Source organism: Candidatus Accumulibacter sp. ACC005 (assembly GCF_907163215.1).
Lineage (GTDB): Bacteria > Pseudomonadota > Gammaproteobacteria > Burkholderiales > Rhodocyclaceae > Accumulibacter > Accumulibacter regalis.
In genome coordinates, this window is record NZ_CAJQUB010000011.1 from 1 (window position 1) to 26,822 (window position 26,822).

Here is a 26,822-nt window from a genome sequence, read left to right on the forward strand (position 1 = left end):
TGCCGCGGCCGACGCAGTCGGCGAGAGGCGTGCCGGTGAAGCTGATGCGTGAGCAGCGCCGCGGCGGCGGTGTTGCCAATTCCCATTTCGCCGAAAGCGATCACCCCGGCAGCCCGGTCGGCAATGCTGGCGGGCGATCGCTGCGCCACGCGTCATCGCCGCCTGGCAGTCGTCGTCGCTCATTGCCGCCTGCTCGATGAGGTTGTTCGTGCCGAAGGCGATCTTGGCGTCGACCAGACCGGCGCGGACGCCGAAGTCGTGGGCGACACCGGCATCGATCACCTGCAGCTGCAAGCCGTTCTGGCGAGCGAAGACATTGATTCGCCTGCGCCGCCGGCGAGGAAGTTTTCGACCATTTGCCAGGTCACTTCCTGCGGGTACGCCGAAACGCCGGCACGGGCTGCGCCATGGTCGCCGGCGAAGACGAGCAGATGCGCCTGCCCGAGGGTCGGCGCCAGCGATCGCTGCACCTGGCCGATCTGCAGCGCCAGGCGCTCGAGTTGGCCGAGCGAGCCTGCTGGTTTGGTCTTGCCGTCGATGCGCGCTTGCAGTGCGGGGAAGGGGGCTGTCGGCGGGATGGAGAATTGCATGGTCGGGCGAGCCTCGGCAAAGGGCCGAGTATAGCCGCTACCTGGCCATGCTAATCTTGGCGGCATGCGAGAACTGATCATTGGCGGTGCCCGTTCGGGCAAGAGTGCCCTGGCCGAGCGTCGGGCAAGCGAGGGCGGCCGGCAGGTGGTCTACCTGGCGACAGCGCAAGCGCTCGACGGCGAAATGGCACGGCGCATCGCTCACCATCGCCAGCGCCGCAGTGCCGACTGGGGCCTGGTCGAGGAGCCCATCGACCTGGCGGGCGCCCTGCGCAGACACGCTGCGCCCGGCGTCTGCCTGCTCGTCGATTGCCTGACGCTGTGGCTGTCGAACCTGCTCTTTGCCGGCGCCGCCGCGCGCCAGGTCGAGGCCGGTGCGAGCGTTGACTGCCCGCTTCCTCGCTGGCGCGACGGCGGCCTTGATCGAGACGCTGCCGCAACTGCCGGGGCAGATCATTCTGGTCAGCAACGAGGTCGGCTGGGGGGGCGTGCCGATGGCGGCGCTGGCGCGACTGTTTGCCGACGAGCAGGGTCGGCTGAACCAGCGGGTGGCGGCGGTGTGTGATCGGGTGACGCTGGTGGTTGCCGGTTTGCCGCTGACCCTGCGCTGATCGGTGCTGCCCTGCGCGGCGCTTGGTGTCGCGCGCGGCGTACGTTCGCGCTGTTCTCGACCAGGGTGATGAGTGGTATTCTTGCAGTTGTCAGACAACTTGTCTGGCGCGTCTTCCAAGTGAGGAGCAGCGAGCAATGTACAAACGAATCATGGTCGCCCTGGACCAGAGTTTCATGACCGACAGGGTGCTGGAAACGGCGATCGAACTGGCCAAGAGCGTTGGCGCGCAGGTGGCGATCTGCCACGCGATTGACGAAACCGTGCTCGCCCAACGTGACGTGGCGATGATGCTGCCGAACAGTGTCGGCAAGACCGAAGCGCGCCTGCGCATGGGCGCGGAAGGCTTTCTCGGCAAGGCTGCCGAAAAGGTGCGCGCGGCCGGAGTCGACGTCGAGATCAAGGTCGTCGAATCGGAGAAGATGCACGTTTCCGACATGCTCATCGAAGCGGCCGCCGAATGGCACGCCGATTTGCTGATCGTCGGAACGCACGGCCGTCGCGGCATCGAGCGCTTCTTCGTCGGCAGCGTCGCCGAGCGCCTGGTACGCAAGGGGCGCCGGTCGCTGCTCCTGGTGCGCGGCGAAGACCCGGACGACTAGGATCGAGCGCCGCCAGGGACGGCGGGCTGGCCCGTGCGCGGCAGGGGAACGACCGCTTGCGCGGGCAGCCACTCCGCCAGCTGGCGCAGGTCGAGATGCGCTTCGACGGCGTCGGCGAGACGATCGATGTCGGCTTCCCGGCGCTGCCGGGAATCGAATTCGTGTCTGGGCCGGTGGCCTGCCCAGGTGAGCAGCGCGGTCAGTGCGGATGGCGAGTCGAACAGGCCATGGCAGTAGGTGGCCAGAATCTGGCCATCGGCCGACAGCGCGCCGTCCGGCTGGCCGGCGAGCCGCAGCGCCGGCGTCGCCAGCGCTGCGCCCTGCGTGACCCCCATGTGGATACGGTAACCGCTGACGCTCGCCGCCCCCGGGAGCAGCAGTTCGCCGCTGACGTTGAGCAGCGTTTTTTCGCTCGCCAGCCGCGTTTCGTAGTCCAGCCAGCCAAGTCCCGGCGTGCTCCCTGGACGGCCTTCGAGCCCGAGCGGATCGTGCAATTGGCGGCCGAGCATCTGCAGGCCGCCGCAGATGCCGACCACCTTGCCGCCGTAGCGCAGATGACGCCGGATCGCTTCCTCCCAACCCTGCGCGCGCAGCCAGGCGAGGTCGGACTGGACTGCCTTCGACCCGGGCAGGACGATCAGGTCGCAGGCTGGCGCCGTCTCGTTGGGGCCGACGAAGCGAAAATCGACTTCCGGGTGGAAGCGCAGCGGGTCGAGGTCGTTGTGGTTCGCAATGCGCGGGTACACCGGCGCGACGACGCGCAGCGCCGCATCCTCCTTGCGCAGGGCCTCGCGTGGCAGCGCGTCTTCGGCGTCGAGATAGAGGCCGTGCAGATACGGCAGGACGCCGAGGACCGGCTTGCCGGTGCGTTCCTCGAGCCAGCGCAGGCCGCTTTCGAGCAGGCCGATGTCGCCGCGAAAGCGGTTGATGACGAAGCCCTTGACGCGCGCCTGTTCGGATGGCGAGAGCAGGTCGAGGGTGCCACACAGATGCGCGAAGACGCCGCCGCGATCGATGTCGGCGATCAGGATCACCGGACAATCGACGGCTTCGGCGAAACCCATGTTGGCGATGTCGCGGTCACGCAGGTTGATCTCTGCCGGGCTGCCCGCGCCCTCGACGAGCAGGCACTCGTATTGCGCAGCGAGACGCTGCCACGAGGCGAGCACGGCCTGCATCGCGCGCGGCTTGTAGGCGTGGTAGTCGCGCGCATCGAGGTCGGTCAGGGCCTTGCCGTGGATGATCACCTGCGCCTTGGTGTCGGTCGCCGGCTTGAGCAGTACGGGGTTGAAGTCGGAGTGCGTCGGCACGCCTGCCGCCTGCGCTTGCAGCGCCTGCGCGCGTCCGATCTCGCCGCCATCGACGGTGACCGCCGAGTTGAGGGCCATGTTCTGCGGCTTGAAGGGCGCGACACGGACCCCGCGGCGGTGCAGGATGCGGCACAGGGCAGCGACCAGCGTCGTCTTGCCGGAGTCGGAAGTGCAGCCCTGCACCATCAGGCTGGGGGTGCGGCGGTCGTTCATCGTAGAATCCGGGGTTTCGTTGCCGCGATTCTCTCATGCCGACCGTGTCCTCCTCAGCATTCCTCGCCGATCAGGTGCCGGCCGCGCTCTTTCTGCCGCTCGCTGCGCTCGCCGCTGCCGGGCTCGATCGACTGCTCGGCGAGCCGCGGTGCTGGCATCCGCTGGTCGGCTTCGGCGCCGTGGCCAACGCGCTCGAGCGCGCCGCGAACCGGGGTGGCGGGCGCCGCCTGCGCGGTCTGCTGGCCTGGTCCCTGCTGGTCCTGCCGCTGTTCGTTCTGGCGCTGGGGCTGATTCCGGAGGACCTGTCGGGCTGGCTCCTGCACGTGCTGCTGCTCACCCTGGCGCTAGGCGGTCGCAGTCTCGGCGAGCACGCCAGCCGCGTTGCCGACGATCTGGCGAGCGGCCATCTGGCGCAGGCACGCGAGCACGTCGGCTGGCTGGTTTCGCGACAAACCGAAGACCTCGATGCTGCCGGTGTGGCCAGCGCTTGCGTCGAGTCGACGCTGGAAAACGGCAACGACGCCATTTTCGGGGCGCTGTTCTGGTTTGCCCTGCTCGGGGGCCCGGGCGCCTTGCTTTTTCGTCTGGCCAACACGCTGGACGCCATGTGGGGTTACCGCAGCCCGCGCTTTGCCGATTTCGGCTGGGCGGCGGCACGTCTCGACGACCTGCTCAACTACGTCCCCGCGCGCCTGACCGCGCTCTCGTACGCGCTCTGTGGCCGTACGCGCAGCGCGCTGCGCTGCTGGCACGCGCAGGCGGCGAGCTGGAAAAGTCCCAACGCCGGCCCGGTGATGGCCGCCGGCGCGGGCAGCCTGGGTCTCGCGCTCGGCGGGCCGGCCTGCTATTACGGCCGGATCGAGCAGCGCCCGCCGCTTGGCGAAGGCCGGCGGCCGGCCGCCGAGGATATTGCCCAGGCGCTGACACTGTTGCGTCGCAGCCTCGTGCTGTGGTTGACGCTGCTCGTTTGCTGGGGCCTGGTCCGTGCTTGAGCACGGTGGCCGGCTGCGCGCCGCGGCAGGGCGGTATGCGGAATTTGGTCACTGGACGCTGGCTGACTGGCTCGACCTGTCGACGGGAATCAACCCGCGTGCCTACCCGGTACCGGCGATCGAGGCGCGCTGCTGGCAACGCCTGCCCGAGGACGACGACGGCCTGGACGTCGTCGCCGCCGCGTACTATGGCAGCGCACGACTGCTCGCGCTGCCCGGCTCGCAGCTGGCCATCCAGCTTCTGCCGGCGCTGTTCGCCCCCCTGGCCGTGGCCTGCATGACGCCGATCTACGAAGAACATCCGCAGGCCTGGCAACGCGCCGGCCACAGGTTGCGCCGCCTGGAGAACGTTTCGCTGGCCCGCGCTCTCGCTGTCGCAACGCCGATGATCGTCCTCTGCAACCCCAACAATCCGAACGGCCGGCGTTTGCCGGCCGCCGATCTGCTCGCCGCGGCACGGCAACTGCAACGGCGCGGCGGCTGGCTGGTCGTCGACGAAGCCTTCGGCGATGCCGAACCGGAGAACTGCCTGGCCGCGGTGGCGGGTGGCGCCGAGGCGCCGAATCTGATCGTCCTGCGCTCGCTTGGCAAGTTCTTCGGCCTGGCCGGGGCGCGCGTCGGCTTTGTCTTCGCTGCCGACGACAAGCTGGCGCTGCTGCGTGAAGCGATCGGTCCCTGGCCGCTGTCCGGGCCGGCCCGCGCCGTGGCCAGCCAGGCTCTGGCCGATCGTCGCTGGCAGATGCACACCCGCGATGAGCTGACCGCTGCTGCGGCACGCTTGCAGGCGCTGCTGCAGCCGTTTGGCGAGGTCAGCGGCACGGCCCTGTTCGTCAGCCTGGCGACACCGCACGCGGCCTCGCTTTTCGAACACCTGGCGCGGCAGGCCATTCTGACCCGGGTTTTTCCGGCGCACGCGCTGCTGCGCTGCGGTTTGCCTGGGTGCGAGAGCGAATGGCTGCGTCTGGCCGCCGCCCTGTCCGCCTGGAGTCCTTGATATGTATGCTGCGCTGTTCCGCTTCTCCCTTGCCGCCTTTCTGCTCGGTGCGGTGGGTCTCGTGCACGCCGAGGGGCTGGCGGTGGAAGTGGTCGACGATGCCGGCAGCAGGCTGCGCCTGGCCCAGCCGGCCAGGCGAATCATCAGCCTGGCGCCGCATCTGACCGAAACGCTGTTTGCCGCCGGTGCCGGCGAGCGTGTCGTCGGCAGCGTCGAGTACAGCAACTATCCGCCGGCGGCGGCGACGATTGCCGGCGTTGGCAGTTACGCGCAGATCGACCTCGAACGCGTCATCGCGTTGCGCCCGGACCTGATCATCGGCTGGCAGAGCGGTAACGCTGCTGCCCATCTCGACCGCTTGCGGGCGCTCGGTTTCCCGGTCTATGTCTCGCAGCCGGATCGTATCGACGACGTGGCCAGCGAGATCGAGCGCCTTGGCGTTCTGGCCGGCAGCAGCGCGGTCGCCGACCGGGCCGCCGCCAGCTTTCGCCAGCGCCTGGCGGCGCTGCAGAAACGCTATGGCCAGCGGCCGCCGGTGCCCACCTTCTATCAGATCTGGAAGCAGCCCTTGATGACCGTCGGCCGCCGCCAGATCATCTCCGACGTCATCCGCCTTTGTGGCGGCGACAACGTTTTTGCCAGCCTCGAGACGATGGCCCCGACGGTGACCGTCGAAGCGATCATTGCCGCCAATCCGGAAGCGATCGTCGCCAGCGGCATGGGTGACTCGCGCCCCGAATGGCTCGACGACTGGCGGCGCTGGACATCGATCGAGGCGGTTGCGCGCGACAATCTGTTCTTCGTCCCGCCCGACCTCATCCAGCGTCACACGCCGCGTCTGCTGGATGGCGCCGAACTGCTCTGCCAGCATCTCGAAACGGCGCGTCGCCGGCGGCCGAAAAAGTGAGCGCCTGCCACCTTGCCCTGCACATTCGATGCCCTGCCGCGCTGGCCGGGTGTCCTCCCTTTAGCGAGTATAAATGAAGCGTTTTCTTTCCGCCGTTGCCGCCCGCCTCCTCGAAACGCGCAGCACGCTGCTCGTGCTTCTCGTCTGCGCCGCCTGGTTGGCGATGCTGGCCGGGGCCAGATCGCTGATGTTGCCCGACGAGGGGCGCTACATCGGCGTCGCCTGGGCGATGCTCAGGAGTGGTGACTGGCTGACGCCGACGCTCGACGGACTGCCGTATTTCCACAAACCGCCGCTGTTCTACTGGCTGACCGGACTGGCCCTGCAGCTTTTCGGGGTCAACGAATGGGCGGGCCGCCTGGCGTCCGTCTTCGGCGCCCTGCTGGCCGTCGGCGGGCTGTTTTTCTTCGTCAGGCGCTACGCCGGGGAGCGCCCGGCGACGCTGGCTGCGGCGGTGCTGGTGACCCAGCCGATGTTCTTCGCCGGCGCCCAGTACGCCAACCTCGACATGCTCGTCGCGGGGATGATTTCGGCGACCATCGTTTGCGCGGCGCACGCCATTCTGCGCCTGGACAGCGGCCGCTCGTATCGACCCGCACTGGCCGCGGCCTACGTTTTTGCGGCCCTGGGTGTCCTCGCCAAGGGCTTGATCGGTATTGTCCTTCCCGGCGCGATCGTGCTCGCCTGGCTGCTGTTGCGCGGGCGTTACCGACTGATCCCGGCGCTGCTGGCGCTACCGATGATCGGCCTGTTCGTCGCCGTCGCCGCACCCTGGTTCGTCTGGATGCAGATTTCGTACCACGGTTTCTGGGACTACTTCTTTGTCTACCATCATTTTCAGCGCTTTGCGCACACCGGCTTCAGCAACGCGCAACCGTTCTGGTTCTACCTTCCCGTTCTTTTTCTCGGCACGCTGCCGTGGGCGCCGTGGATCTGGCGCGCCTGCGCGTGGAAATACCTGGTGGACCCGGAGAAAGTCGAGATTCGCAGCCTGATGCTGGTGTGGATGCTGGGAATTCTCGTCTTCTTCTCGCTGCCGAATTCGAAACTCGTCGGCTACATCCTCCCGGCGCTGCCGCCGCTGGCCTTCCTGATCGCCGACGGGTTTCTCGACTGGCGGCAAAAGCGGCAGGCGGAGAGAGCGGCGAAGCCGGAGCTGCGCGAGCAAGGCGCCGACGCTTCGCTCTATCTCGGCGCCAGTCTGGTCGGCGGCGGCGTCCTGTGCGTCGTGTTCATTACTCTGGTGGCGGTCTTCGATTCGACCTCGACGCGCAGCCTGAGCAGGCAGGTGGCTCCCCTGTACAGCCCCGACGAGCAGATGGTGATGATCGACGAGTACGAGTACGACCTGCCGTTCTACCTGCGCCCGGAAAAAGACGTCTGGGTGGTCAGCGACTGGCAGGATACGGCGGCCATTGCGGCCCGCGACAACTGGCGCAAGGAGCTCTACGACGCCGGCCAGTTCGACAGCGCGAAAATGCGCGAAGTGCTGCTTCTGCCCGGCGAGTTCGTGGCGCGATTGTGCGCCTACACGGGAGCTTCATTGTGGCTGTGGGGGAAAACGGCGCAGGCGCAGCGCTACTCTTTCCTCCCCGCGGAGGCAATCGCCTTTGCCAATGCCAGACGGACCGTCTGGCGGCTCGACGCCGAACAGCGTCGGCGGCTCAAGGATTGCCAGCCGACGCCGCCCGCTGGCTGACGGCGAGAGCGCTGCGCAGCAATCGACGGGCAGGATCAGCCGGCGCAGAAGCCGCGCCACGGGCGGAACCGTTTGTGGCCTGCCGCCGCGCGGCTACGACTGCGCGTCGATCCAGTCGGCGATTTTCGCGGCTGCTGCCTGCCAATGGGCGTCGAGCATCAGGGTATGGCCGGCGCCGGGAATGACGCTCTCGTCGGCACGCCAGCGGCTGGCGGTGAAGTTCAGCAGGCTGGGTTGGAAAACGGCATCGGCTTCGCCGCCGACGACGAGAACGGGCAACTTCGGCCGCCGTCCGCCGATGCGCATCGCCAACAGCGTCAGATCGAGGATTGCGCGCCTGGACTCGGACTGGAACAGGCGGCCGAAGCGGATCAGATCCTCGCTCTTCGTTTCGCGTGAGTAGTAGACGTCGCGGATCGTGCGCAACGTCTTCTCGCTGTACTCGCCCTGCGTGGCACGCGCCTGTTCGCTGAAGAACGCCGGTTGGGCGAAGGCGATGTTCATCGTCGCGCCGAGAATGCCGCCGGGCGGCACAGGCGCCATCAGGACCGCAGCCTGTGCCGGCTGCCGTTCGAGGGCGCGTTCGACGACGACGCTGCCCATCGAATGGCCGATCAGGATGAGCGGCTGGTCGATGCCCTGAGCGACCTGTACGACGTCGTCGACGTAGTCGTCGAGTCCGAACGTGTCGAGCCGCTCGCGACCGTCGCTGGCGCCATGGCCAGCCAGGTCGAGTGCTCGGCAATCGAAACCGCGACGGCTGAAATAGGGCAGAAAGTACGCGTCCCAGCAGCCCGCCGTGGCGTAACCGCCATGGACGAAAAGGAGGCGCGGCGAACGCGCCGGGCCGACCGCCGGTCGGTGCAGGGTATGAATTCGTCTGGTTTTCATGGTTGCCAAGGCTTTGAGAGGGGGTTGCCGCCGCGCTGCCGGATCATCGGCCCGTAGCTGGTGCGCCGCGCGGGCTGTGCCAGTGGCGCCAGGCGAGCACGATCAAGGTGATCGCCGTGAGCGGCAGGGCGAAGCTGCTCATTACCAGCGAGAAGCCGCTTTGTGCGGCGTGGTCGGCGGCGTCGAGCACCAGGTAGGTCGTATAGGCCGCGTAGTAAGCGAGGAACAGCGCTCCCTCCCAGCGTGCGATCAGGTGGCCGGTAAAGAAAATGGGCAGGCAGGCGACCGCGACGGCAACCATGACGGGCAGGTCGAAGGCGAGCAGCGACGCCGGGACGAGGAGGTCGCCCGGCGCGACGCTCGCCGAGATGCCGAGTACGGCGAGGATATTGAAGGTGTTGCTGCCGACGACGTTGCCGACGGCAATGTCGCGCTCGCCGCGCACTGCCGCCATGATCGATGTCGCCACTTCCGGCAGTGAAGTGCCGGCGGCGACGATGGTCAGTCCGACGACCACCTCACTCATTCCCAGCCGGCGCGCCAGGGTCACCGCCGCCTCGACGAGCCAGTTGGAGCCCAGCACGAGCAGCCCCATGCCGACGGCAACGAGCAGTGCCTGCGCCAGCCAGTGAGCATCCCAGGCCCGGTCGTCGGCCGGCTTGGTCCCGGAATCGGGCTCGGGCTCGGGCTCGGGCTCGGCGAGCGCGACGTTCTCCCGGCGGCTCTGGCGGATGATCAGGAAGGTATAGGCGAGCAGCAGTCCGACCAGCAGCAGGCCATCGCCACGGCTGATGCCGCCGTCGGCGACGAGCATCCAGAGCAGCAGCGAGACGGCGACCATCATCGGTACTTCCTGCCGGATCAGCTGGCGATGCACGAGCAGTGGCGTGATCAGGGCCGAAAGGCCGAGGATGAACAGCACGTTGAAGATGTTGCTGCCGACCACGTTACCGAGCGCGATGTCGACCTGGCCAGACCACGCCGACTGTACCGAGACGGCGAGTTCGGGCGAACTGGTGCCGAAGGCGACGACCGTCAGGCCGACGACGAGCGGCGAGATGCCGAACGACAGGGCAAGCTTCGAAGCGCCACGTACCAGCAGTTCTGCGCCGAGAATAAGGGCGATGAGACCGGGGATGAACCAGAGCATGTGCTGTCGTCCGTACAGTTGATCGGTGCGGCCCCAGGCCTGCGCGTCGCCCGCCACCTCGGCCCGGCAGCTGGCGGGGCCCGGGCCGGCGGCGCGGCGATCATCGCACGGCCGCCATTTCGACTCAAGCTCGCGCCGTGACGCCGTATTTGCCGACAGAAAGGGCACAATGACAGCTTCCCTCGTCTACGGAAGTCCTCCATGCCGTTCCAGCCACGCATTCTCGTCTGCCTGGCTTCCGAGCAGATCATGCAGAACAGCCTGCCGGCGCTCCGCTTGCGGCCGGCCCGCGTGATCATCGCCGCCAGCGATGCCGAGCCTGCGTGTCGGGGCGCGTTGCAGGTGAGTCGTGTCCTGCACGAAGCGGGCTGGGCGGACGATGCGGTGCGTATCGTCCGTCACACGCCCGACCACGACCTTGGGCGAATCACCCGCTACGCCCGCGAACTGGCGGCGTCGCTGGGCAGCGAGTTTCCCGGCTGGCCGATCGATCTCAACGCCAGCGGCGGGACAAAGGTGATGTCCTTCGGCTTCCTCGGCGCCTTTGCCGGCCTGGGTGACGCCTGGTACTGCGATACCCACCACGATCTGCTCGAGCCTCTGGGCGGTGGCGCGCCGCTGGAGCTGCCGCCGGACATGTTGCGGCTGACCGACCTGCTGCAGATGCAGGGTTACCGTGTCGTCGCCGATCCGACCTGGAGCGCCGACCTTGCCCGAGCTACCGCCGCGCGCGCTTTTCTGACCGAGCACCTGGCGTGCTCGGCTCCGCAACTGGGTGGTTTCTTTGGCTACGTCAACCGGCTGACCCGCGAAGTCCTGCCAAAGAGGCGTCCGGACGGGGTGGTCGTGCGTCCGTTTCAGGGCGCAATCGTCGCCGAACGGCCGCTCTTCGCCAATCACCACCAACTCGCCTGGGCCTTCGAGCAGGCCGGCATCTGGCAATGGGACGGCGATTGCCGCTTTGCTTTCCCGAGCGAGACGGTGGCTCGCTACGCCGGTGGTGGCTGGCTCGAGGAATGGGTCTGGCTGACGCTCGCCGGCATGCAGGCGGACGGCCTGATCCCCGATGGCCACTGGGGAACCAATGTCCGTATCGACGCCGAGGGCGCCCAGGAAGGCGCCGGCAACGAACTCGACGCCGCGCTGGTGTGGCGCAACCAGCTCCTGGTGCTCGAATGCAAGACCGGCGTGCAGATCACCACCGAAGGCGGCAGCCAGGCCATTCTCAACCGTCTCGACAGCCTGCGCCGGCACGTCGGAGGGGCGATGGGCGAAACCTGGTTGCTTACCGCAAGGCGGCTGCATCCGGGAACCGGCTCGGCGGCACGCGAGCGCGCCCGCGCCTACCTTATCCGTCTGATCGAACCCGAGCAACTGGCGGACCTGCGCAGCGATATCGAGCACTGGATGCACCTCGACAGCGCTTCCCGTGGCCTGGCGTGACGGGGCGCTGCGCCGCCTCGCCTTTTCGCACCCGGCGCAGCATCGCCTTCGCTGTCGCGTGCGCGGCTTTTCGCAGCCGCTGGCCGCTGTGCTAGAATCCTGCCCTCGCGGATTCTGCCGCTGGCCCCGCCTGGCCGTTTCGCTTGGCCTGGCTGCCGAAGTGTCGACCGCTGGCGCCTGCGCTGTCGTGGTGAGGGCCGCGTTTGAGCTTGCCGCTGCCGAATGCTGAGGGTCTTGGAGCCAGAGCGGACCTCTGGCTTTTCCATTTTCTTGCTGGGGTTGCCTTATGCCGGTTGTCACACTGCCTGACGGTTCGCAAAGAGAGTTCGCACAGCCGGTGACGGTTGCCGAGGTCGCACAGAGCATTGGTGCTGGCCTGGCGCGCGCTGCACTTGCCGGCAAGGTCGATGGCCGTCTGGTCGACACTTCGTTCTCGATCACCAGCGACGTGCAGCTCGGCATCGTCACCGAGAAGGATCCCGAGGGTCTGGAGGTGATCCGGCATTCGGCCGCGCATCTGATGGCGCATGCCGTGAAGGAACTCTTTCCGGAGGCGCAGGTGACGATCGGGCCGGTTATCGAAAGCGGTTTCTACTACGATTTCGCCTATCAGCGTCCGTTTACCAACGAGGATCTGGCGGCTATCGAAGAGCGCATGGGCGAACTCGCCAAACGCGATCTCCCGGTGCAGCGAGAAGTCAGCGAGCGCGCCGCGGCCGTGGCTTTCTTCCAGTCGCTCGGCGAGCGCTACAAGGCCGAGCTGATCGAGGCCATTCCGGAAGGGCAGGAGGTGTCGCTTTATCGCCAGGGCGATTTCGTCGATCTTTGCCGCGGACCGCACGTGCCGTCTACCGGCAAGCTGAAGGTGTTCAAGCTGATGAAGCTGGCCGGTGCCTACTGGCGTGGCGATCATCGCAACGAACAGTTGCAGCGCATCTACGGGACGGCGTGGGCCAGGAAAGAGGATCAGCAGGCGTACCTGCACATGCTCGAGGAAGCCGAGAAGCGCGATCACCGCAAGCTCGGTCGGCAACTGGATCTTTTCCATCTGCAGGAAGAATCGCCGGGGATGGTTTTCTGGCACCCCAAGGGATGGACGATCTGGCAGGAGGTCGAGCAGTACATGCGCCGTCTGCTCGATCGTCACGGCTACCGTGAAGTGAAGACGCCGATGATCATGGATCGCTCGCTGTGGGAGCGCTCGGGGCATTGGGAGAACTACGCCGAGCACATGTTCACCACCGCCTCCGAGAACCGTGATTATGCGGTCAAGCCGATGAATTGCCCTGGGCATATCCAGATCTTCAATCAGGGTTTGCGCAGCTACCGCGACTTGCCTCTGCGTCTGGCCGAGTTCGGCTCGTGTCACCGCAACGAGCCGTCGGGGGCTTTGCACGGAATCATGCGCGTACGCGCCTTCGTCCAGGATGACGCGCACATCTTCTGCACGGAAGCGCAGGTGTTGCCGGAGACCGAGGCCTTCATCGACCTTTTGGAGAAGGTCTATGCCGATTTCGGGTTCACCGACATCATCGTCAAGCTGTCGACCCGCCCGGAAAAGCGTATCGGCACCGACGCGCAATGGGACAGGGCCGAAGCCGCTCTCGCCGAGGCGCTGAAGGCCAAGGGCCTGAGCTACGAGGTGCAGCCCGGAGAGGGCGCTTTCTACGGGCCGAAGATCGAGTTCTCGCTCAAGGATTGCCTCGGCCGCGTCTGGCAATGCGGCACGCTGCAGCTTGATTTTGCCTTGCCCGAGCGTCTTGACGCACACTACGTCGGCGAGGACAACGATCGGCATGTCCCGGTGATGCTGCACCGGGCGATCCTCGGTTCGCTGGAACGCTTCATCGGCATTCTCGTCGAGCATTATGCTGGCGCAATGCCGCTGTGGCTGTCGCCGACGCAGGCGGTGGTGATCAATATTTCAGAGAAGCAGGGCGAGTACGCCGAGCAGGTGGCGGCGACGCTGCGCACTGCCGGCCTGAGGGTCGAGGCGGATTTGCGCAACGAAAAAATTACCTATAAGATACGAGAACATAGCTTGAACAAGCTGCCCTACCAGATCGTCGTTGGCGACAAGGAAGTGGCAGCGAACCTGGTGGCCGTGCGCACACGCGGAGGTCGGGATCTCGGACAAATGTCGATCGAGGCTCTGACCAGGCAACTTCTCGATGAAGTTGCCGCGCGAAGTGGTACGGCTTAACTTTTGTCGACACAAGGAGCGGAACCATCGCACTGCAAAAGGCGCAACGCGTTAACCAAGAGATCAATGCACCAGAAATCCGGCTGATCGGGGAGGATGGCGAGGCATTGGGGGTCATGAGTTCCAGGGAGGCGCTTTCACTGGCCGAGGAAGCGGGGCTTGATCTGGTCGAGATCGCCCCGATGGCACGACCGCCGGTTTGCCGAATCGTCGATTTCGGCAAGTTCAAGTACCAGGAGCAGAAGCGCCAGCACGAGCAGCGACAGAAGCAGAAACAGGTGCAGGTCAAGGAGGTCAAGTTTCGCCCCGGTACCGACGAGAACGACTACCAGATCAAATTGCGCAACATGACGCGCTTCCTCGAGGAAGAGGACAAGGTCAAGGTCACTTTGCGCTTTCGTGGTCGGGAAATGGCGCATCAGGATATCGGCATGCGCCAGATCGAGCGTATCAGGGCCGATCTTCAGGAAATGGCGGTGGTCGAGCAGATGCCGAAGATGGAAGGGCGGCAGATGGTCATGGTACTGACGCCGAGCAAGAAGAAGTAAGAGTGGGAAAACAGTTGTCGATGTAGAAGCAGCCCCTGTTGCCGATCCTGGCAGCAAAAAACAAGTGTGGTCGGGTTGAAAGCGCTCCCGTCGGGAGACACCTGGCAGCATGTCTATAAATGGAGCATGAAATGCCCAAGATGAAGACCAAGAGTGGAGCGAAAAAGCGCTTCACGGTCAGTGCCAGCGGCCGCATCAAGCGCTCGCAGGCGTTCAAGCGACACATCCTGACCAAGAAGGACACCAAGACCAAGCGCCAGTTGCGCGGGATGACGGAAGTCCATGCATCTGACAAGGCCATGGTTCGTTCCATGCTGCCTTACGCTTGAGGAGATAAGAGATGCCCCGAGTAAAACGTGGTGTAACGGCGCACGCGCGTCACAAGAAAATCCTCGCCCTGGCCAAGGGTTATCGCGGCCGGCGCAAGAACGTCTACCGCGTTGCCAAGCAGGCGGTGATGAAGGCCGGTCAGTATGCCTATCGTGACCGCCGCCAGCGCAAGCGTCAGTTTCGCAGTCTCTGGATCGCGCGCATCAACGCCGCGGCGAGAGAGCTGGGCATGAAGTACAGTACCTTCATGAATGGCCTCAAGAAGGCGCAGATCGAAGTGGATCGCAAGGTGCTCGCCGATCTGGCTGTTTTCGACAAGCCGGCTTTCGCTGCTCTGGCCGTGCAGGCCAAGGCCCAGCTCGACGCCTGAGCTAGACCCGTGTCAAAAAAGGAGGCGTCAGCCTCCTTTTTTTCGGTGAACCATGCATAACTTCGATGAAATAGTCCACGCCGCGTCGGCCGCCTTTGCGGCGACCGACGATCCCGACGCGCTGGAGCAAATCAAAGCCACCTATCTCGGCAAGAGCGGCCAGATTACAGCCTTGCTGAAGGGCTTGGCCACGCTTCCGGCAGACCAGCGCAAGAGCGTGGGGGTGAGCATCAATCGCGCCAAGGACGCTGTCGAAGCGGCCCTCAACGCGCGCCGCGAAGCGCTGCGCCAGTTGGCGCTGGCAGCGCGACTGGCTGAAGAGGCGCTGGACGTCACGCTCCCCGGACGCGGCCAGTCGCGTGGCGGCCTGCACCCGGTGACGCGGACGCTGGAGCGCATCGAGGCGCTCTTTGCCTCGATCGGTTTCGAGGTCGCCGACGGCCCGGAGATCGAGGCCGATTTTCAGAACTTCACGGCGCTCAATACGCCGGAGGATCACCCCGCACGTTCGATGCACGATACCTTCTATCTGCAGGATTCGTCCGGGGGGGTCGCCGAAAACGTCCTCCTGCGTACGCATACCAGCCCGATCCAGGTCCGTTACATGCAGGCGCATGTCGCCAGGCATGCCGGCGCGGAAACGATGCCGGAGATCCGCGTGATCGCCCCGGGACGTGTGTATCGCGTCGATTCCGATGCCACCCATTCGCCGATGTTCCATCAGGTCGAGGGCCTGTGGGTCGGCGAGCGGGTCAGCTTTGCCGACCTGAAGGGCGTCATCGGCGACTTCCTGCGCCGCTTTTTCGAGAGCGACGACCTGCGGGTTCGCTTCCGTCCGTCGTTCTTCCCGTTTACCGAGCCGTCGGCAGAGATCGACATGGCTTTCATGAGCGGCGCGCTCAAGGGACGCTGGCTGGAGATCGCCGGTTGCGGCATGGTCCATCCCAATGTCTTGCGCCACGTCGGTATCGATCCCGAGAAGTACATCGGATTTGCTTTTGGCATGGGGCCTGATCGGCTGACGATGTTGCGTTATGGCGTCAATGACCTGCGCCTGTTCTACGATGGCGACCTGCGCTTCCTGCGCCAGTTCGCCTGAGCGCCCGTCTGACCCCCTCCTGATCGCCCGGATCGCCAATGCCTTCTCCTGAGTTCGCCCGTCCATGAAATTTTCAGAATCCTGGCTTCGCAGCTTCGTCGACCCCGCTTGTTCGGGCGGCGAATTTTCGCATCTGTTGACCATGGCCGGTCTCGAAGTGGAGGAGGAGGAAACCGTCGCTCCGGCCTTCGACAAGGTGCTCGTCGCCGAGGTGCTCGCAGTCGAAAAGCACCCGGACGCGGAGCGCCTCAATGTCTGCCGCGTCGACGTCGGATCGGGCGAGACGCTGCAGATCGTCTGCGGAGCGCCCAACGCGGCGGCCGGGATCAAGGTGCCCTGCGCCCTTCCCGGCGCCGAACTTCCGGGAGGCTTCGCGATCAAGGTCGCCAAGGTGCGTGGCGTGGCCTCGTCAGGGATGCTCTGCTCGGCCAAGGAACTCGGCATCGCCGAAGACGCTGCCGGCCTCCTGCTGCTGAGCGACGAGGCGCTGGTGGGTGAGGATATCCGCCGCCATCTCGATCTCGACGATCGCCTGTTGACCCTCAAGCTGACACCGAATCGGGCGGATTGCCTGTCGCTGGAAGGTGTCGCCCGCGAGGTCGCCGCGCTGACCGGAACGCCGGCCCGCCTGACGCAGGTCGACGCAGTCGAGGCCACCATCAGCCGCGCGCGCGACCTCGTTCTCGACGCGCCGGAAGCCTGCCCGCGCTACTGTGGGCGGGTGATCGCCGGCGTCGATGCCGCGGCGCCGACGCCGACCTGGATGAGCCGTCGCCTCGAACGCAGCGGGATACGGCCGATCTCCGCCTTGGTCGATATCACCAACTACGTCATGCTCGAAGTCGGCCAGCCGCTGCACGCCTTTGACGACAGCCGCCTGCACGGCGCCATTCATGCGCGCATGGCGCGTGCGGGCGAGAAAATCACTCTGCTCAACGAACAGACCGTGGAGCTGCAGGACGACGTGCTGCTGATCGCCGACGAGCAGCGGCCGTTGGCGATGGCCGGGGTGATGGGCGGCGAGGAGAGCGGCATCAGTCTGGACACCCGCGAGCTGTTCCTCGAAGCGGCCTTTTTTGCCCCGACGGCGATTGCCGGTCGCGCCCGTCGCTACGGCTTTGTGTCCGACGCCGCGCATCGTTTCGAGCGGGGTGTCGATTTCGGCGGCACGCGGCGCGCGCTCGAGCGTGCCACGCGCCTGGTTCTCGATATCTGCGGCGGCCAGGCGGGGCCGGTGAGCGAGGCTCTGGCGATCCTGCCCGAGCGCCCCGAGGTTCGCCTGCGTCCGGAGCGAGTGGCCAAGGTGCTCGGCATCGCACTGGGCGACGAGCGCATTGGTGAACTCTTTGCGCGTCTCGCCCTGCCTTTTCGCCGGGACGCTGACGACTTCGTCGTCACCCCGCCGAGCTACCGCTTCGACGTGGAGATCGAGGAAGACCTGATCGAGGAACTCGCCCGCCTGCACGGCTACGAGAACATCCCGGCAGTCGTGCCAACGGGCTTTCTGGCGATGTTGCCGCAGACCGAGCAGACGCGGCCGTTGGCGCGTGTGCGCCAGATCGTCGCTGACTGCGGCTATCAGGAAGTGGTCAACTTCGCCTTCGTCGACGAGGCCTGGGAGCGTGATTTTGCCGGCAACGGCGAACCGATTCGCCTCGCCAATCCGATTGCCAGTCAGCTGAGCGTCATGCGTTCGACGCTGATCGGCGGCCTGCTCGCCAACCTGGCCGGCAACCTCAAACGCCGGCAGGCGCGCGCGCGCCTGTTCGAGACCGGGCGATGTTTCTTCCGCGATGCAGCGGGCGAACCCGTCGCCGGCTTCCGTCAGCCGTGGAAACTCACTGCGCTGGCATATGGCACGGCGTTTCCCGAGCAGTGGGGCTGTGCGGCGCGCCCGGTCGATTTCTTCGACATCAAGGGCGATCTCGAGCGCTTGCTCGCCCCGCGGGTGGCGAGCTTCGAGAAAACCGCTCATCCGGCCCTGCACCCCGGACGTAGCGCCCTTGTGCTGGTCGCCGGCAAGGCCATCGGCGTCATCGGCGAGCTGCATCCGCAGTGGCAGCAGAAATACGAACTGCCGCAGGCACCGGTCATTTTCGAAGTCGATCTCGATGCTGTGGTCATGGCCGGAAGGGCGCAACACGTCGAGGTTTCGCGGCAACCAGTGGTCATACGCGACATGGCTATTGTCGTCGATCAAAGACTCGATCTGCAGCCTCTGATCGACGGCATGAGCGCCACGCGTCCAGAAATCGTCCGCGAAATCAATCTCTTCGACGTCTATGTCGGGCGCGGAGTCGAGGCTGGCAAGAAAAGCCTTGCCTTCCGTATAACGATGCAAGATACTCGAAAAACCTTGCAGGAAGTCGAAGTTGACGCCGCCATGCAGCACCTGATGGCCTATCTGCAAGAGACATTCGCGGCGCAGCTGCGCGTCTGAGAAAGGGAGGGTATGACGCTTACCAAGGCAGAACTCGCCGATTTTCTGTTCGAGAAGGTCGGCCTCAACAAACGCGAGGCCAAGGACATGGTCGAGGCTTTTTTCGAAGAGATTCGCAATGCGTTGGAGCGCGGAGACGGCGTGAAACTCTCCGGATTCGGCAATTTTCAGCTGCGCGACAAACCGCAGCGGCCGGGCCGCAATCCAAAAACTGGCGAAGAAATCCCGATCACCGCCCGACGCGTGGTCACTTTTCATGCCAGCCAGAAACTGAAGGCCGAGGTGGAGCACGCTTATGATGGAAGCCAGTCCTAGAGACAACGGCAATGAGCCATTGCCGCCCATACCGGCCAAGCGTTACTTCACGATTGGCGAGGTCAGCGAGCTGTGCGGCGTCAAGCCGCATGTGTTGCGCTATTGGGAGCAGGAATTTTCGCAGCTCAAACCCGTCAAGCGGCGGGGCAACCGCCGCTACTATCAGCATCATGAAGTTCTCCTGGTGCGCCGCATCCGGGAGCTTCTCTATAGCCAGGGGTTCACGATCAGTGGCGCCCGCAATCGTCTCGAAGATGCCGATCCCCAGGCTCCCGGCGGCGGCACGGCAATGAGCAATGAGGTGCTGCGCAGCGAGCTGCTGAGCATTGCAGAAATGCTGCGCGTTCAAGAGCGCTGACGACGATTTCGGTTATAATGCGCAGCTTGTCGGGGCGTGGCGCAGCCTGGTAGCGCACTTGCATGGGGTGCAAGGGGTCCCGAGTTCGAATCCCGGCGCCCCGACCAAAAGAATCAAGTAGTTGCAGAAAACGAAGAACCGGCCCTGGGCCGGTTTTTTATTGGCCGCCGAGCAGCGGAAGCTCGATACGGAAACGAGTGCCGCGCTCCAGCTGGCTGCTGACGTCGATTTTCCCGGCGTGCTTTTCGACGATGATCTCCCAGGAAATCGAGAGCCCAAGGCCGGTACCCTGGCCGACCGGTTTGGTGGTGTAGAAGGGCTCGAAGATCCGCCGTTGAACCTCCTCGCTCATGCCCCTGCCGGTATCGCTGATCTCGATCCACACGAAACCCTCGCCGCTACCCGTGGACAGCGTAATCGTGCCGTGGACGTCAATTGACTGCGCGGCGTTGACCAGCAGATTGAGAAAGACCTGGTTGAGCTGCGCCGGGAGGCAGTGCACCCGCGGCAAGTGGCCGTAGCTCCTGATCACCGTGGCCTTGTACTTGAGCTCGTTCCAGGCGACGTTGATGGTGGACTCGAGGCCGGCGTTGATGTCGGCAGATTGCCACTCGGCGGCGTCGACGTGCGAGAAGTCCTTCAGGTTCTCGACGATCTTCTTGACCCGGCTCAGGCCCTGCGCCGATTCGTCGATCAAGTCGCCGATGTCCTGCCGCAGATACTCGAGGTCGGCCTGCGCGCAAGCCGTGTCTATTCTCTGCCGACGCACATCGCTCTCGGGGGTCGCCTGGCGCAGCTCGTCGAAGGCCGCGATCAGCGCGAGCAGCTGGCGCACGTGCACCCGGAGCGAACCGAGGTTGGAATTGACGAAGCCGATCGGGTTGTTGATTTCGTGCGCGACGCCAGCGGCCAGTTGGCCCACCGCAGCCATCTTTTCGGACTGCAGCAGTTGTCCCTTCGTCCGCTCCATTTGCGCCACCGTCGCTGCCAGTTCGGCTGTCCGTTCGGCTACCCGCGTTTCGAGTTCCTGGTTGAGCTGCGCCAGCTGCCGGCTCGATGCCTTCAGTTTTTCGTTGGTCGCGTGCAGCGTCTTGTTTCGTTCGCCGACGACCGCATGAAGGTCCATCAAGGCCGCGATCAGGGCGGCTCGCGCTTTATCGTCGCGAGCAACCTTGGCCGACTCGGCGAAGGCGCTTTCGGGTCCGTGCCCGGCGTCGATCAGGCGGATCTGGCGCGCCATGCGCTGGTCTTCATCGAGGATATGGAAGGTCAGCCAGCTGCTCAGAAAGCGCAGCAGACTCGGTCCCACGGTGGCCAGCAACTCGTCGTCCATCTGCACACGAAACTCGCGCAACTGCTCGACGAAGGCCCGATGGTCGGCGTAATGCTTGCCGATATATTCAGGCAGCAGGCCGGACGAGCGCATCACGCCTTCTTCGCAGCTGAAGTGGCTGCTGGCGTAGTCGCCCAGACGTTCGAGCAGGGCTTGGAGGCGTTCCCGCCCCGGCAATCCACCACCCGTCAGAAAGGGTGCCGCCTCGTTGATCAGCGCGACCAGCCCGCGATGCTGCGAATCAACGATGGCAATTCCCGTCTCGAAGTGGCGATCCCAGGTGAAGGCCATCAGCGCTTCACCTTCGCTGTCCGCGCGGCGCTGCCGGTGGCGTTGTTCTGCCTGGCTGTCTTCAATCGACCGTCAGCGCCTGTTTCACCGGTACCCAGACCCGGAAACGCGTGCCCTCGCCGGGTACGGAGTCCACCTCGATGCGACCGTGATGCTTCTGGACAATATTGTACGAAACGGACATCCCGAGCCCTGTCCCCTTGCCCACCGGCTTGGTCGTGAAGAAGGGCTCGAAGAGTCTTTTTCGCGTTTCCTCGCTCATCCCAAGACCGTTGTCCTGGACTTCCACCCACACCCAGTCGTCCTGATGACCGGTCGATAGCGTGATCGTGCCCATGCCCTTGCTTTCGTCCAGCGCCTGCACGGCGTTGATGATCAGGTTCATGAACACCTGATTGAGCTGGGCGGCGAGGCACTCGACAGGCGGCAGGACGCCGTAATTCTTGGCGACGGTGGCCTTGTACTTGACTTCGTTCCATACCACGTTGAGTGTCGCGTCAAGTCCGGCATTGAGGTCGGCATACTGCCAGTCCGTTTGATCGACGTGCGAGAAGTCCTTCAGGTCTGCAACGATCTTCTTGATGCGCACCAGTCCGTCTTCGCTTTCCTTGATCAGCTCGGGCAGGTCTTCCTGGACGAAGTCGACATCCATGGCCTGCGTCAGCGCGCTGATTTCCCGGCGCAATTCGACATCGGCGATGTGCGTCTCGGCACCCTGGTAGACGGTGATCAGCTGCAACATCTGCTGGCAGTACTTCTTGAGCGTCTGCAGATTGGAATTGACGAAGCCTACCGGGTTGTTGATTTCATGCGCGACACCCGCAGCGAGCTGGCCGATCGAGGCCATCTTCTCGGATTGCAGGAGCTGGTTCTGCGCGGTTTCCAGCTTCGCGATGAGCTGGGCCTGGGCGTCCTTTTCCCGGTGCAAGGCGGCAATCGCATCGTGCAGTTTGTCCTGCGCGATCGCGGTATCGGTGTAATCAAAGAGCGTGCCGCAGACCAGCGACACCTCGCCGCCAGACAGTCGCAGGGGCAGAAAAGTGACGTTCTGGCGCATCTCGGCAAGGCCGCCGGTAATCGGTCGGTTGTTCGCGAAGCGAAACAGATACGGCCGCAGGTCCCACAGGGTAAAAGCGTTGTTGCCAAGGACGAAGACGCTTTCCAGCTTTTTCTCCAGCCACGGCCGCGGCAATTCGGGAAACATCGCAAACAGGTTCTGGCCGAGCATGTCGGTGCTCGACTTGCCACTGTGGAGAGCCATGAAGCTGTTCCACAGCGCCACCGTGCCGCTACGATCGACGGCGAATATACCCACGTCGAGGCGCTCGACCAGCGAGGCGAGCAGCGCGCAGGAATTGCCGGGGTCGGCAGCGGTGTCCAAATCAGAGTTCCTCGACAAAGCGGTCAAGCGCCCGCCGCAGGGCGGTAACCGCGTCGTCCGGCATGAGCATTACCAGGTGGCAGCGGAAGACGCGCTTCTCGATTCCAAAGCGCACTTCGACGAGCAGCGCGCAGCGCGCGGAAATCCCGTCCGCCCGCAGCAGTTGGCTGCTGGCCACCTGGTCGGCAAGCAGGGAGGGCGCCGAAAAACCGATCGTGGTGCGCAGCAGTTCGGCAATTCCGCCGAGGCAGGCGCCGACGAGAACGTTGCTGATGTCGAGCAGCAGCTCGCGGCTGGCCGGAGCATCCAGGGCGTCGCCGTAGGCGAGCAGCGCGGCGAGGTCGTCTGCCGAGTGCTCGGCAAAGATGACGATCGCCTCGCCACGCAGCTCGCCAATGAACGCCTGGCGTACGGCCGAAGCGATGCCGTCGCCGGCCAGGGCGGCCAGGGCAGCAGGTATCCCGGCTGCGCCCACGGCGCTGATCTGCGGCACCGACAGTTCGACGAACTCGCCGAGAACCTTGGCGATCGATGCGCCGGCCTGGCCCATGCCGATATTGGCGACTTCCTGCAAGGCCTCGCGCTGCTCCTCGCTGATGAACTCGATAGTCATACCAGCAGCCCGTATTCCTTGAGTACCGCCTTGATGCGTTCGGCATCGACCGGTTTCTTGATGAAGGCGATGGCGCCCATCGCCCGGACGCGCGCCTGGGCCGCTTCCTGGATGTCCGCCGAGACGACAATGACCAGACAATTCAGGTCTTCGCGGCGGAGAGTTTCGAGGACCTGGTAGCCGTCCATCTCCGGCATGGTCAAGTCCAGAAACATGACGTCGACCACTCCCTGCCGGTAACGCGCGAGGGCTTCGGCGCCATTCGAGGCTTGCGTAATGGTGATGTCCCAATCTGGCGGTAGCGCTCGAATGAGCATCTTGCGGGCCATCGCCGAATCATCGACGACGAGAACTGAAACCGACATCGTCCCTCCTTGTCATAGTCGCTTGCTTTGCTCGCCCGGTGACTTGATCGCCATCCGGGCCCTGACAGCGGCGCTTCGCCCGCGAATGCGGAAAGCTTTTTTTCTCGCCTTGTACGGCTGTGGCTGGGTCAATCCGGGAGGGTCATGGTGACCTTCGTCCCGGTGGCCGGAAGGCTGTCGAACTCGATCTCGCCACCGTGGGCGCGCACGATGTCGCGCGCCACCGTCAGCCCCAGCCCCGTTCCCTTGCCGACTGCGCGGGTGGTATAGAAAGGATCGAAGACGCGCGGCAGGGCGCTTTCTTCAATGCCGACGCCGTTGTCGCGCACCTCGATGATCACCTGCCGGCCGTCGAAGCGGCTGCAGACGTGCAGCTCACCTTCGCTTCCCTTGCCTTCGATGGCTTGCGCGGCGTTACTGAGTACTGCGAGAAAGGCTTGCGAAAGATGGCCGGGAAGGCACAGCAGAGGTTTCAGTTCCCCCAACTCGCAGATCAGAGTCGCGCCAGGCGGCAGCTTCTTTTCGGCCATTTTGCACGCGGTACTGAGCAGGGCGTTGATATCGACGACGTCCTCCTGCGGCTTGTCGACGTTCGAGAAGCCCTTGAGGTCGTTGACGATGCGCGCCACCCGATCGACGCCGACGATGCTGTCGCGCAGCAGCGCAGTGAAATCCTCGAGCGTGAACTCGGTGTCCGTGCTGGCCAGGATCGCTTCGCCACCCGGCAGGTTCTTGACCGCAGTGGCGAGATCGTCCAGCTTGACGAGGTAGGTCTCGGCAGTGCTCAGGTTGCTGCGCACGAAGGCGATCGGATTGTTGATTTCGTGCGCGACGCCGGCAGCGAGGGCACCCACCGACGCCAGGCGCTCAGCCTGATAGGACTGGCGCTGCCGCTCGTCGCTCAGTTTCACCTCGGCCGCGACACGGGCGTCGAACTGCTCGGAAAGCGCTTTGTATTGCGCCTGCAAGTCCTCCGGCGCGATGTCTTGCGGCGACTCTGCTTGAAGCCGCGCGTGCTTGTCGGCGGTGGGTCTGGCTGCTTCGGCCCGGCCACGCGCGAGCGCGCGCAAAAGCGTCTCGATCAGTCGCGCGGCGGCGTTGCACAGCGCCGGCTCGGCCAGTGGCGCTTGCAGATAGCCTATCGGCTGCTGTGCGAGACGCAGCGTCACGCGGCCCTGCGCAGGCAGGTCGAGGCTGCCGAAAATCACGCTTCCGGAGAGATCCTGCACAGCCACCGGAGAGCCTAGCAATGCGCTCAGCGCAAGGCCAAGATCCTCGCTTTCCCTCGCCGCCAGCAAGGCCAGAAATGACCGATTCTGGTCCGCAATGCTCACCAATCCGCCCACTGCAACCTCATTGCCCCCTTCGCCAGGCTTGCGGCGGCCGTACTGGGCTCATCGCCGCGCACTGAAATCCGTCAGCTCGCACCGTGCCGACCGTGAAACCCGCACCATACGCCCTAATCGCGCGCGCCTGTGCACTTTTGGAAGCAGCGGCGACGAGCGCCTGCGCCGCCATTCGTGGTGGCCAGCGGCAGGGAGCAATGGCTCGCGCCCGGCGGCACGGCAAAGACAGGCAGACTTCCATCCCCGGGCGCGTGGCCGCGGGCGTTCCGGCGAGCGAGCGGGAGCATCAATCCTTGTTCAACGCGTCGGGGTCGAGCATCACCGAACCGTCCGGCCCCCAGTGCACGCGGGTGATGCCCGGTTCGAGTGCTTCCAGGCGCTGACGCTCGAAGTCCTCCGGGCTGAGCCGGCCCTGGCGCAGTCGCGCTTCGTCGGCGATTTTCTGGGTTTCGTTCTGCAGCTCCTGCAAGGCCAGGGCCTGGGCGATCGTCGTCACCAGTTCGTAGTCGTTCCACGGCTTGGCGATGAAGCGCAGGATGCCTGCCTCGTTGATCGCCGCGATCAGCCCATTGAGGTCGGCGTAGCCGGACAGGATCAGGCGGGCGGCATTCGGTTGCAGCTCGCGGAACTCCTTGAGAAAGGCGACGCCGTCCATGCCCGGCATGCGGAAGTCGGAAAGCACCAGATCGTAAGGTGTGCCGAAAGCGTTTTCCAGGGCCTGGAGCGGGTCAGCGCAGGTATCCACAATCAGCGGGTATATCTTGCCGCCCGCCGTACATGGGGTCATGGCCAGCAGGCGCCGCAACGATTTGAGGATGTTGTCTTCGTCGTCGACGATCAGGATACGAGGCATTGCTAAGCTCCTCCCGGAAGCTAACGCTGCTTGCTATGGTTGCGGACGTGCAGTACCAGGGGCAGGCTTTCCCGTTTGGCGTAGGCCTGGATCTCGCGCACCAGGGTGGCGTCGAGAACGTAGTCGGTAGCCAGCAGCAAGGCGCCGTCACGGGCGAGTAGATCGCGGGCGAGGACCATGCCGATCTTGAGCTGGTCGACCGGAACCTCTTTCTCCTGTCCGGCTTCGTCCCGCGGTCGGCCAAGAAGTTCGACCAGGGCGTCGACGACCGTCGGGCAATAGCGTTTGCCTCGCGATTTGACCAACAGCATCCTGGCGTCGTCGGCAGTGAAGCGCTTTTCCGACAGCGTGCCGATCTGCAAGCCATCGTAGTCGTTGGCCACGGCCAGGATGCGCGCGCCAAGCGGAATGCCAAGGCCCTGCAGGGCATCGGGAAAACCCTGCCCGTCGAAACGCTCGTGATGCGCGCGGATCAGGTCCGCAGCGCTTTTCAGATCGGCGAGTGGCAGCAGCGCGCTGGCCCCCGCGATACTGTGCTTGCGGTAACGTGACAACTCTTCCGAAGTCAATTTGGGGACCGGCTTGGCGAACATGGCGTCGGAAAAGCCGATCTTGCCGATGTCGTGGAGGAGGCCGGCGATGAAGATATCCTGCTGCGCCTTGGCGTCCAGTTCCAACTGGATGGCCAGTTTGCGCGACAGGTCGGCGACGCGGCGGGCGTGTCCGCCGGCCGACCCCTCGCGCAGTTCGAGGAGTGTCGAGAAGACCTTGATCGAGACCAGGAAACTCTGCTTGAGCGTGTCGTTGGCAAGGTTGAGGAAGCCATTGACCTGCTCAAGTTCTGCGGTGCGTTCCTGGACCCGCGCCTCGAGGCTGCTGTTGAGCGCTTTGAGCTCTTCGTTCTGGTTCTGGGTCAAGGCCAGCAGACGCGCGTTTTCACTCCGCAGACGCTGGCTTTGCAGAGCATCACGCACCATCAGCACGATATCGTGGTCGTCCCAGGGCTTGGAAACGTAGCGGTAGATCTCGCCCTTGTTGATGGCGTTGACGGTCGAGGTGATGTCGGCGTAGCCGGTCAGGAGAATGCGGATGATGCGCGGCCAGCCGGTACGCACCTGCTCCAGGAACTGGGCGCCATCCATTTCCGGCATGCGCATGTCGGAAATCACCAGATCGACGTCTTCCTTGGCCAGCAGTTCGAGTCCTCCGGCGCCACTTTCGGAGGTCAGGATGCGATAGCCGCAGGGGCGGAAGAGTCGCCGCAAGGCACTGAGGATCGAAGGTTCGTCGTCGACCAGGAGCAGTGTCTGGGGGGGGGTGGGCGAGGTCTGTTCGGTCATCGTCGCGCTTGAGCACCTGGGCCTTGGCCCGCTGGTCGAGGAAGGGCGGAGCAAACTGTGCGCCGATGCGGCCCCGTTCCGGCAGAAGGCCGTCTGGTTGCGTTCTTCAACGCGGTACTCTACCTCATTCCGGACGCGGCTGAGCGCGTTGGCGAGGTCTTTTTTGTACCTCCCGCGTGACCCTCTCTCCGCACCATGCGACGACTCTGTCTTGCCAATGGCTGATTGTTTTCGCG

General features: G+C 64.9%; 25 protein-coding genes, 1 tRNA gene and 2 pseudogenes. 16 read left to right on the plus strand and 12 right to left on the minus strand.

Translation table 11 applies throughout. From position 1 onward, the window contains the following. Together QZ613_RS21175 and QZ613_RS12325 are read right to left on the minus strand one after the other, a co-directional pair. On the minus strand, positions 1-86 hold an 86-nt coding region (locus QZ613_RS21175), incomplete at its 3' end, for a hypothetical protein (protein WP_366144467.1). 82 nt (positions 87-168) lie between these two features. Beyond that, positions 169-671 (minus strand): annotated as a pseudogene (locus tag QZ613_RS12325) (nicotinate-nucleotide--dimethylbenzimidazole phosphoribosyltransferase); the annotation flags it as partial. Between QZ613_RS12325 and cobU the strand changes: the two are divergent. Both cobU and QZ613_RS12335 read left to right on the plus strand, forming a co-directional pair. Further along, positions 655-1,201 (plus strand): annotated as a pseudogene (gene cobU / locus QZ613_RS12330) (bifunctional adenosylcobinamide kinase/adenosylcobinamide-phosphate guanylyltransferase). The pseudogenes QZ613_RS12325 and cobU sit on opposite strands and share 17 nt — an antisense overlap. 136 nt (positions 1,202-1,337) lie before the next feature. Further along, positions 1,338-1,802 carry a universal stress protein gene (locus tag QZ613_RS12335; RefSeq protein ID WP_043570554.1) on the plus strand — a complete coding sequence of 155 codons (465 nt, stop codon included), beginning with the start codon at positions 1,338-1,340 and terminating at the stop codon, positions 1,800-1,802. On the opposite strand, the gene QZ613_RS12340 is transcribed toward QZ613_RS12335, so the two are convergent. Further along, the gene (locus QZ613_RS12340; RefSeq protein WP_043570557.1) at positions 1,799-3,325 is read right to left on the minus strand and encodes a cobyric acid synthase; all 1,527 of its coding nucleotides are present in this window, start codon (positions 3,323-3,325) and stop codon (positions 1,799-1,801) included. The two genes, QZ613_RS12335 and QZ613_RS12340, sit on opposite strands and share 4 nt — an antisense overlap. Positions 3,326-3,360: 35 nt before the next feature. On the opposite strand from QZ613_RS12340, the gene cbiB reads away from it, so the two are divergent. The 4 genes from cbiB to QZ613_RS12360 all read left to right on the plus strand — a co-directional run bounded on the left by cbiB (position 3,361) and on the right by QZ613_RS12360 (position 7,917). Continuing rightward, positions 3,361-4,317: an adenosylcobinamide-phosphate synthase CbiB gene (gene cbiB / locus QZ613_RS12345; RefSeq protein WP_291863093.1), complete on the plus strand. Its 957-nt coding sequence runs from the start codon at positions 3,361-3,363 to the stop codon at positions 4,315-4,317. Beyond that, positions 4,310-5,311, plus strand: coding sequence for a threonine-phosphate decarboxylase CobD (gene cobD, locus QZ613_RS12350; protein WP_043567153.1), 1,002 nt, complete (start codon positions 4,310-4,312; stop codon positions 5,309-5,311). Before cbiB ends, cobD begins: the two co-directional genes overlap by 8 nt. Position 5,312: 1 nt before the next feature. After that, positions 5,313-6,218, plus strand: a complete 906-nt coding sequence (locus QZ613_RS12355; protein WP_043567150.1) for a cobalamin-binding protein — start codon at positions 5,313-5,315, stop codon at positions 6,216-6,218. 73 nt (positions 6,219-6,291) lie between these two features. Continuing rightward, entirely contained in the window at positions 6,292-7,917 is a 1,626-nt protein-coding gene (locus QZ613_RS12360) for a glycosyltransferase family 39 protein (protein WP_043567149.1), read from the plus strand. Positions 7,918-8,010: 93 nt separating this feature from the next. On the opposite strand, the gene QZ613_RS12365 is transcribed toward QZ613_RS12360, so the two are convergent. Continuing rightward, positions 8,011-8,808 (minus strand): alpha/beta fold hydrolase, encoded by a 798-nt coding sequence (locus tag QZ613_RS12365; RefSeq protein WP_291863096.1) that lies wholly within the window; start codon positions 8,806-8,808, stop codon positions 8,011-8,013. A 43-nt stretch (positions 8,809-8,851) separates the two neighbouring features. Further along, positions 8,852-9,958, minus strand: coding sequence for a calcium/sodium antiporter (locus QZ613_RS12370; RefSeq protein ID WP_291982706.1), 1,107 nt, complete (start codon positions 9,956-9,958; stop codon positions 8,852-8,854). Positions 9,959-10,159: 201 nt separating this feature from the next. On the opposite strand from QZ613_RS12370, the gene QZ613_RS12375 reads away from it, so the two are divergent. The 10 genes from QZ613_RS12375 to QZ613_RS12420 all read left to right on the plus strand — a co-directional run bounded on the left by QZ613_RS12375 (position 10,160) and on the right by QZ613_RS12420 (position 19,171). Further along, complete coding sequence (locus QZ613_RS12375) at positions 10,160-11,401, plus strand: DUF1887 family CARF protein (protein ID WP_043567148.1); 1,242 nt, start codon at positions 10,160-10,162, stop codon at positions 11,399-11,401. A 286-nt stretch (positions 11,402-11,687) separates the two neighbouring features. Continuing rightward, positions 11,688-13,604 (plus strand): threonine--tRNA ligase, encoded by a 1,917-nt coding sequence (gene thrS, locus QZ613_RS12380; RefSeq protein WP_043567146.1) that lies wholly within the window; start codon positions 11,688-11,690, stop codon positions 13,602-13,604. A 26-nt stretch (positions 13,605-13,630) separates the two neighbouring features. After that, positions 13,631-14,152 carry a translation initiation factor IF-3 gene (gene infC / locus QZ613_RS12385; RefSeq protein WP_291863189.1) on the plus strand — a complete coding sequence of 174 codons (522 nt, stop codon included), beginning with the start codon at positions 13,631-13,633 and terminating at the stop codon, positions 14,150-14,152. Positions 14,153-14,283: 131 nt separating this feature from the next. After that, entirely contained in the window at positions 14,284-14,481 is a 198-nt protein-coding gene (gene rpmI, locus QZ613_RS12390) for a 50S ribosomal protein L35 (protein WP_043567180.1), read from the plus strand. A gap of 11 nt (positions 14,482-14,492) precedes the next feature. Further along, on the plus strand, positions 14,493-14,852 hold the full coding sequence (gene rplT / locus QZ613_RS12395) for a 50S ribosomal protein L20 (protein ID WP_042335591.1): 360 nt from the start codon (positions 14,493-14,495) through the stop codon (positions 14,850-14,852). Positions 14,853-14,904: 52 nt separating this feature from the next. Next, positions 14,905-15,951, plus strand: coding sequence for a phenylalanine--tRNA ligase subunit alpha (gene pheS / locus QZ613_RS12400; RefSeq protein ID WP_291863105.1), 1,047 nt, complete (start codon positions 14,905-14,907; stop codon positions 15,949-15,951). Between the two features lie 64 nt (positions 15,952-16,015). After that, positions 16,016-18,391 (plus strand): phenylalanine--tRNA ligase subunit beta, encoded by a 2,376-nt coding sequence (pheT, locus tag QZ613_RS12405; RefSeq protein WP_291863107.1) that lies wholly within the window; start codon positions 16,016-16,018, stop codon positions 18,389-18,391. Between the two features lie 12 nt (positions 18,392-18,403). Next, a complete protein-coding gene (locus tag QZ613_RS12410; RefSeq protein WP_042335585.1) occupies positions 18,404-18,706 on the plus strand; it encodes an integration host factor subunit alpha in 303 nt (100 codons plus the stop codon). Continuing rightward, the gene (locus QZ613_RS12415; protein WP_043567137.1) at positions 18,690-19,064 is read left to right on the plus strand and encodes a MerR family transcriptional regulator; all 375 of its coding nucleotides are present in this window, start codon (positions 18,690-18,692) and stop codon (positions 19,062-19,064) included. The genes QZ613_RS12410 and QZ613_RS12415 overlap by 17 nt, the downstream gene beginning before the upstream one ends. Before the next feature lie 30 nt (positions 19,065-19,094). Continuing rightward, positions 19,095-19,171, plus strand: a tRNA-Pro gene (locus QZ613_RS12420). 50 nt (positions 19,172-19,221) lie between these two features. On the opposite strand, the gene QZ613_RS12425 is transcribed toward QZ613_RS12420, so the two are convergent. The 7 genes from QZ613_RS12425 to QZ613_RS12455 form a co-directional block, all read right to left on the minus strand. Next, entirely contained in the window at positions 19,222-20,688 is a 1,467-nt protein-coding gene (locus QZ613_RS12425; protein WP_291982708.1) for a hemerythrin domain-containing protein, read from the minus strand. 61 nt (positions 20,689-20,749) lie between these two features. Beyond that, a complete protein-coding gene (locus tag QZ613_RS12430) occupies positions 20,750-22,069 on the minus strand; it encodes an ATP-binding protein (protein WP_291863112.1) in 1,320 nt (439 codons plus the stop codon). A 1-nt stretch (position 22,070) separates the two neighbouring features. Further along, complete coding sequence (locus tag QZ613_RS12435; protein ID WP_291863114.1) at positions 22,071-22,682, minus strand: chemotaxis protein CheC; 612 nt, start codon at positions 22,680-22,682, stop codon at positions 22,071-22,073. Further along, complete coding sequence (locus tag QZ613_RS12440; protein WP_291863116.1) at positions 22,679-23,047, minus strand: response regulator; 369 nt, start codon at positions 23,045-23,047, stop codon at positions 22,679-22,681. The genes QZ613_RS12435 and QZ613_RS12440 overlap by 4 nt, the downstream gene beginning before the upstream one ends. A gap of 128 nt (positions 23,048-23,175) precedes the next feature. After that, the gene (locus QZ613_RS12445) at positions 23,176-24,381 is read right to left on the minus strand and encodes an ATP-binding protein (protein WP_291863118.1); all 1,206 of its coding nucleotides are present in this window, start codon (positions 24,379-24,381) and stop codon (positions 23,176-23,178) included. Positions 24,382-24,679: 298 nt separating this feature from the next. Further along, complete coding sequence (locus QZ613_RS12450; RefSeq protein WP_043567132.1) at positions 24,680-25,246, minus strand: response regulator; 567 nt, start codon at positions 25,244-25,246, stop codon at positions 24,680-24,682. A 20-nt stretch (positions 25,247-25,266) separates the two neighbouring features. Further along, a complete protein-coding gene (locus QZ613_RS12455) occupies positions 25,267-26,586 on the minus strand; it encodes an HD domain-containing phosphohydrolase (RefSeq protein WP_043567130.1) in 1,320 nt (439 codons plus the stop codon). Positions 26,587-26,822 lie beyond the last annotated feature (236 nt).

Excerpts from the sequence above, each read along its gene's own strand:
- pheT (WP_291863107.1), top strand. The coding sequence starts at position 16,016 with ATGAAATTTTCAGAATCCTGGCTTCGCAGCTTCGTCGACCCCGCTTGT.
- QZ613_RS12340 (WP_043570557.1), bottom strand. The coding sequence starts at position 3,325 with ATGAACGACCGCCGCACCCCCAGCCTGATGGTGCAGGGCTGCACTTCC.
- QZ613_RS12440 (WP_291863116.1), bottom strand. The coding sequence starts at position 23,047 with ATGTCGGTTTCAGTTCTCGTCGTCGATGATTCGGCGATGGCCCGCAAG.
- QZ613_RS12365 (WP_291863096.1), bottom strand. The coding sequence starts at position 8,808 with ATGAAAACCAGACGAATTCATACCCTGCACCGACCGGCGGTCGGCCCG.
- QZ613_RS12375 (WP_043567148.1), top strand. The coding sequence starts at position 10,160 with ATGCCGTTCCAGCCACGCATTCTCGTCTGCCTGGCTTCCGAGCAGATC.
- QZ613_RS12360 (WP_043567149.1), top strand. The coding sequence starts at position 6,292 with ATGAAGCGTTTTCTTTCCGCCGTTGCCGCCCGCCTCCTCGAAACGCGC.
- QZ613_RS12455 (WP_043567130.1), bottom strand. The coding sequence starts at position 26,586 with ATGACCGAACAGACCTCGCCCACCCCCCCCCAGACACTGCTCCTGGTC.
- pheS (WP_291863105.1), top strand. The coding sequence starts at position 14,905 with ATGCATAACTTCGATGAAATAGTCCACGCCGCGTCGGCCGCCTTTGCG.
- QZ613_RS12335 (WP_043570554.1), top strand. The coding sequence starts at position 1,338 with ATGTACAAACGAATCATGGTCGCCCTGGACCAGAGTTTCATGACCGAC.
- QZ613_RS12450 (WP_043567132.1), bottom strand. The coding sequence starts at position 25,246 with ATGCCTCGTATCCTGATCGTCGACGACGAAGACAACATCCTCAAATCG.
- rpmI (WP_043567180.1), top strand. The coding sequence starts at position 14,284 with ATGCCCAAGATGAAGACCAAGAGTGGAGCGAAAAAGCGCTTCACGGTC.
- QZ613_RS12425 (WP_291982708.1), bottom strand. The coding sequence starts at position 20,688 with ATGGCCTTCACCTGGGATCGCCACTTCGAGACGGGAATTGCCATCGTT.
- QZ613_RS12435 (WP_291863114.1), bottom strand. The coding sequence starts at position 22,682 with ATGACTATCGAGTTCATCAGCGAGGAGCAGCGCGAGGCCTTGCAGGAA.
- cbiB (WP_291863093.1), top strand. The coding sequence starts at position 3,361 with ATGCCGACCGTGTCCTCCTCAGCATTCCTCGCCGATCAGGTGCCGGCC.
- QZ613_RS12370 (WP_291982706.1), bottom strand. The coding sequence starts at position 9,958 with ATGCTCTGGTTCATCCCCGGTCTCATCGCCCTTATTCTCGGCGCAGAA.
- thrS (WP_043567146.1), top strand. The coding sequence starts at position 11,688 with ATGCCGGTTGTCACACTGCCTGACGGTTCGCAAAGAGAGTTCGCACAG.
- rplT (WP_042335591.1), top strand. The coding sequence starts at position 14,493 with ATGCCCCGAGTAAAACGTGGTGTAACGGCGCACGCGCGTCACAAGAAA.
- QZ613_RS12410 (WP_042335585.1), top strand. The coding sequence starts at position 18,404 with ATGACGCTTACCAAGGCAGAACTCGCCGATTTTCTGTTCGAGAAGGTC.
- QZ613_RS12415 (WP_043567137.1), top strand. The coding sequence starts at position 18,690 with ATGGAAGCCAGTCCTAGAGACAACGGCAATGAGCCATTGCCGCCCATA.
- QZ613_RS12355 (WP_043567150.1), top strand. The coding sequence starts at position 5,313 with ATGTATGCTGCGCTGTTCCGCTTCTCCCTTGCCGCCTTTCTGCTCGGT.